At 71.4% G+C, this 3,492-nt stretch carries 4 protein-coding genes and 1 pseudogene; all 5 read right to left on the bottom strand.

Features of this window, described 5'->3' with window-relative positions:
* Positions 1 to 384 (bottom strand): annotated as a pseudogene (locus RIF93_RS19470) (hypothetical protein); the annotation flags it as partial.
* An 83-nt stretch (positions 385 to 467) separates the two neighbouring features.
* Positions 468 to 1,877, bottom strand: a complete 1,410-nt coding sequence (locus RIF93_RS19465; protein WP_309093102.1) for an ATP-binding protein — start codon at positions 1,875 to 1,877, stop codon at positions 468 to 470.
* A 7-nt stretch (positions 1,878 to 1,884) separates the two neighbouring features.
* The gene (locus RIF93_RS19460; RefSeq protein WP_309093101.1) at positions 1,885 to 2,574 is read right to left on the bottom strand and encodes a response regulator transcription factor; all 690 of its coding nucleotides are present in this window, start codon (positions 2,572 to 2,574) and stop codon (positions 1,885 to 1,887) included.
* Positions 2,575 to 2,625: 51 nt separating this feature from the next.
* Positions 2,626 to 2,958, bottom strand: a complete 333-nt coding sequence (locus tag RIF93_RS19455; protein WP_309093100.1) for a hypothetical protein — start codon at positions 2,956 to 2,958, stop codon at positions 2,626 to 2,628.
* A 53-nt stretch (positions 2,959 to 3,011) separates the two neighbouring features.
* Positions 3,012 to 3,492: DnaJ C-terminal domain-containing protein (locus tag RIF93_RS19450; RefSeq protein ID WP_309093099.1), on the bottom strand; the 481-nt coding region annotated here is incomplete at its 5' end.

Below are 3,492 nucleotides of genomic sequence, written 5' to 3'. Positions count from 1 at the left end.
GGCGGCGATCCGGGCAAGCTGGTCGAAAGTGTCGGCCGAGCTCTCTTCGGGGATGAAGTCGCGGAAGGCCTGCTCGGCCTCCTCCACCTCTTCGGCCGCCGTGGCGCGCAAGCCCCGCCAGATCAGCGGCAGGACGCGCGAGGGAAACGTCAGGGCCCGCGGATCGCGGCCCTCGCCGACGCACATCGGCGCCACTGGCTGCAGGACGGTGTTGCGCAGCCGGCGCTCGCCCACCTCCAGTTCGACCAACCGGCGCACGCTGCCCAGCGGCGAGTCCTCGCCTGTATCGGCCAGCGCCATCTGCAAGCCGCCCACGATCTTGTCGGGGGCCGCCTCGACCAGCGTCCGGACGATCTCGATCTTGCGCGGCGACAGCGCGCCCATGGGCCTCACACTCCGGCGAACACAAGTCCGCGAACTGCCAGCTTGCCCTTGGGCGGGTTAAGGTTTTGCGAAACTTAAGGTTATCAGGCCGCCGCGCGCGGCAGGCGGATGGTGAGCGCCAGACCGCCCAGCGGCGAATCCCCCAGCTCCAGCGCGCCGCGGTAGGCCCGGGCCAGTTCGTCAACGATGGAAAGCCCAAGGCCCGAGCCGGGTGCGTTCTCGTCCAGTCGGGCGCCGCGGCGCAGGACCTCCTCGCGGCGGTCGGGCGGCAGGCCGGGCCCGTCGTCCTCGACCGTCAGCTTCAGGTGCGCCTCGCCGTCGTCCACCGCCCGGACCCGGACCTTGGCCTTGCACCACTTCCCGGCGTTCTCCATGCCGTTGCCGGCGATCTCCAGCAGGTCCTGCCGTTCGCCCAGGAAGAACAGGTCCTCGGCCGCATCCCAGTCGATGGTCACGCCCTTGTCGCGGAAGATCCGCTCCAGCGTGCGCGCCAGTTCGTCCAGAACCTCCGCCACGCTGGTGCGCTCGCCGACCCCCTGGGTTCGCGCCGCCGCCCGGGCCCGGCGCAGGTGGTGGTCGACCTGCTGGCGCATGACCTCGGCCTGGCGGCTCACGACCTCCGCCAGCGGACCCGGCCGCTGCTCGGCCTCGGTCATCATCACCGAGATCGGGGTCTTGAGCGCATGCGCGAGGTTGCCGACGTGGGTGCGCTGGCGCTCCACGGTCTCCTGGTTGTGCTGCAGCAGCGCGTTCAGCTCCTCCGCCAGGGGCTCGAGCTCGGTCGGGTATTCGCCCGAGAGCCGCTCGGCCTTGCCGCGGCGGACGTCGCCCACCTCCCGCTGCAGGCGGAACAGCGGTCGAAGGCCCACCCGCACCTGGATCACCACCGCCCCGATCAGCCCGGCCGACAGCAGGCCGAAGGCCGCGGCGGTCGCGGCCATGAAGTTGCGCACGTCCCGGTCGATGGGCCGGCGATCCTCGGCGGCCATGAAGACCACCGGCTGTTCGTGCCCGTAGAACGTCGTCCAGCGCGCCAGCACCCGCACCCGCTCGCCGGGCTGCGGCCCCTGGGCGTCGAAGGCGATCGGCTTGCCGGGGTCGGCCTGCAGCCGGCTCGCCAGGTCCGCCGGCGCCTCCAGCTCGGAATCGAACAGCGAGCGTGACGTCAGGCCTTCGATGGCCCGCACGCGGCCGTCGGCGTCGACGCGGGCGATCTGCCAGTAGCGGCCCGACAGCGCCCGCAGCGCCCGAAGGTCGGTGAGGGCCGGCGCGACGACCTGGCCGTTCTCGATGGTCGAGCCGGCGATCAGGTTGTCGATGAGGTCGGAGAGGCTGGCGTCGAACCGCCGCAGCGCCGCCTGCTGGAACAACAGCGCCAGCACCACGGCCACGATCACCAGGGCCGCGAAGCTCCAGCCGACGGCCAGCAGGACCAGCCGCCGGGCGAGCGAGGGCCGCCGAAGAGCGGTCGGGATCGCCCGCCCGAGCTTCAAGGCCGCATCACCCCTTCTCGCCTGCGCCGAGTTCGTCGTCGGGGCAGATCAGCCGGTAGCCCAGGCCGCGCACCGTTTCGATGCGATCGGCGCCGATCTTCTTGCGCACGCGGCCGATGAACACCTCGATGGTGTTGGAGTCGCGGTCGAAGTCCTGGTCGTACAGGTGCTCGACCAGCTCGGTCCGGCTGATCACCCGGCCCTGGTGCATCATCAGATAGTGCAGCAGGCGGTATTCCAGCGACGTGAGCCTGAGCGGCTCGCCGTTCACGCTGGCCCGGGCGGCGCGTGGGTCCAGCCGCAGGCCGCCGCACGAAAGGTTCGGCGTCGCGTGCCCGGCCGAGCGGCGCAGCAGCGCCCGCAGCCGCGCCAGGAGTTCCTCGGTGTGGAACGGCTTGGTCAGGTAGTCGTCGGCGCCGGCGTCGAAGCCCGCCACCTTCTCGCTCCAGGCGCCCCGGGCCGTCAGGATCAGGACGGGGGTCGCCATGTTGTCGCGGCGCCAGCGCTCCAGCACCGAGACGCCGTCCACCTTGGGCAGGCCAAGGTCGAGGATGATGGCGTCGTAGGGCTCGGTCTCGCCCAGGAACTGGGCCTCCTCGCCGTCGGGCGCGTGGTCCACCGCATAGCCGGCGTCGGTCAGCGCCAGCTTCAGCTGACGCGACAGGTCCGGATCGTCTTCCACCAACAGGATGCGCACTGGCCGCGTCCTTTCGCTTGCAAAGTTTCTTACGCCTCGACGCTGCCCAGGCTATCCGCCCTGGCGGCCGATGATCTGCCCCGACTCGGCGTCCACGACGAACACCACGACCCGGCCGTTCTCGAGCTGCCACTGCACGAAGTAGGCGGGCCGGCCGCCGGCGTCGCCCTGCATGGTGTTCAGGTGCCGGCCGCCGTTGCGGGCGGCGATCGCGGAAAGAACGCGCGAAAGCGGGACCTGGCGTCCCGAGCGCACGCCTTCGCGGGCCTGCTCCTGGTCGCCCCGCCCGGCGCCGAACACCGGCCGGCCCATGTCCTGGGCGAACGACGCGGCGGGAGCCGCGGCGCCGGCGAGCAGGACAGCGATGGCGAAGAGGCGTTTCATGGCATCCCGTGTAGCGGGCCCGGACTGAACCCTGGCTGAACGTCGGTCTTAAGCTAGGTTCGGCGTCTCGGCGTATACGGCCTGGCTTTGCGCATGTCTTCCGCCAGGATTTCCAGCGCCGGGTCGGGCGCATCCGGCAGGGTTACCACCAAGCGGGCGAACAGGTCGCCCCTGTGGCCCTGGGCATCCGTCAGGCCACGTCCCTTCAGCCGCAGCTTCGCGCCGGTGTTCGAGCCCTTGGGGATCGTCAGCGTGACCGGGCCGTCCGGCGTCGGCGCCTCGACCTTCCCGCCGAGCACGGCGTCGTAGAGCGTGACCGGCAGGTCCATCACCAGCACCTCGCCTTCGCGCTTGAAGACCGGGTGCGGCAGGATCGAGAGCTCGATGAAGGCGTCGCCGGCGCCCGAACGGCCCGGCGCGCCCTGGCCGCGGAGCCGCAGCGTCTGGCCGTCCTGGGCGCCCTTGGGGATCGTCACGTCGACGGTGCGGCCGTCCGAAAACGCGATGCGCCGCTTGCCGTATACGCCGAGACGC

Source organism: Phenylobacterium sp., assembly GCF_031181185.1.
GTDB lineage: Bacteria > Pseudomonadota > Alphaproteobacteria > Caulobacterales > Caulobacteraceae > Phenylobacterium.
The sequence above is the reverse complement of the archived record's forward strand: the minus strand, read 5'-3'. Positions and strand labels throughout refer to the sequence as shown.

Excerpts from the sequence above, each read along its gene's own strand:
- RIF93_RS19455 (WP_309093100.1), bottom strand. The coding sequence starts at position 2,958 with ATGAAACGCCTCTTCGCCATCGCTGTCCTGCTCGCCGGCGCCGCGGCT.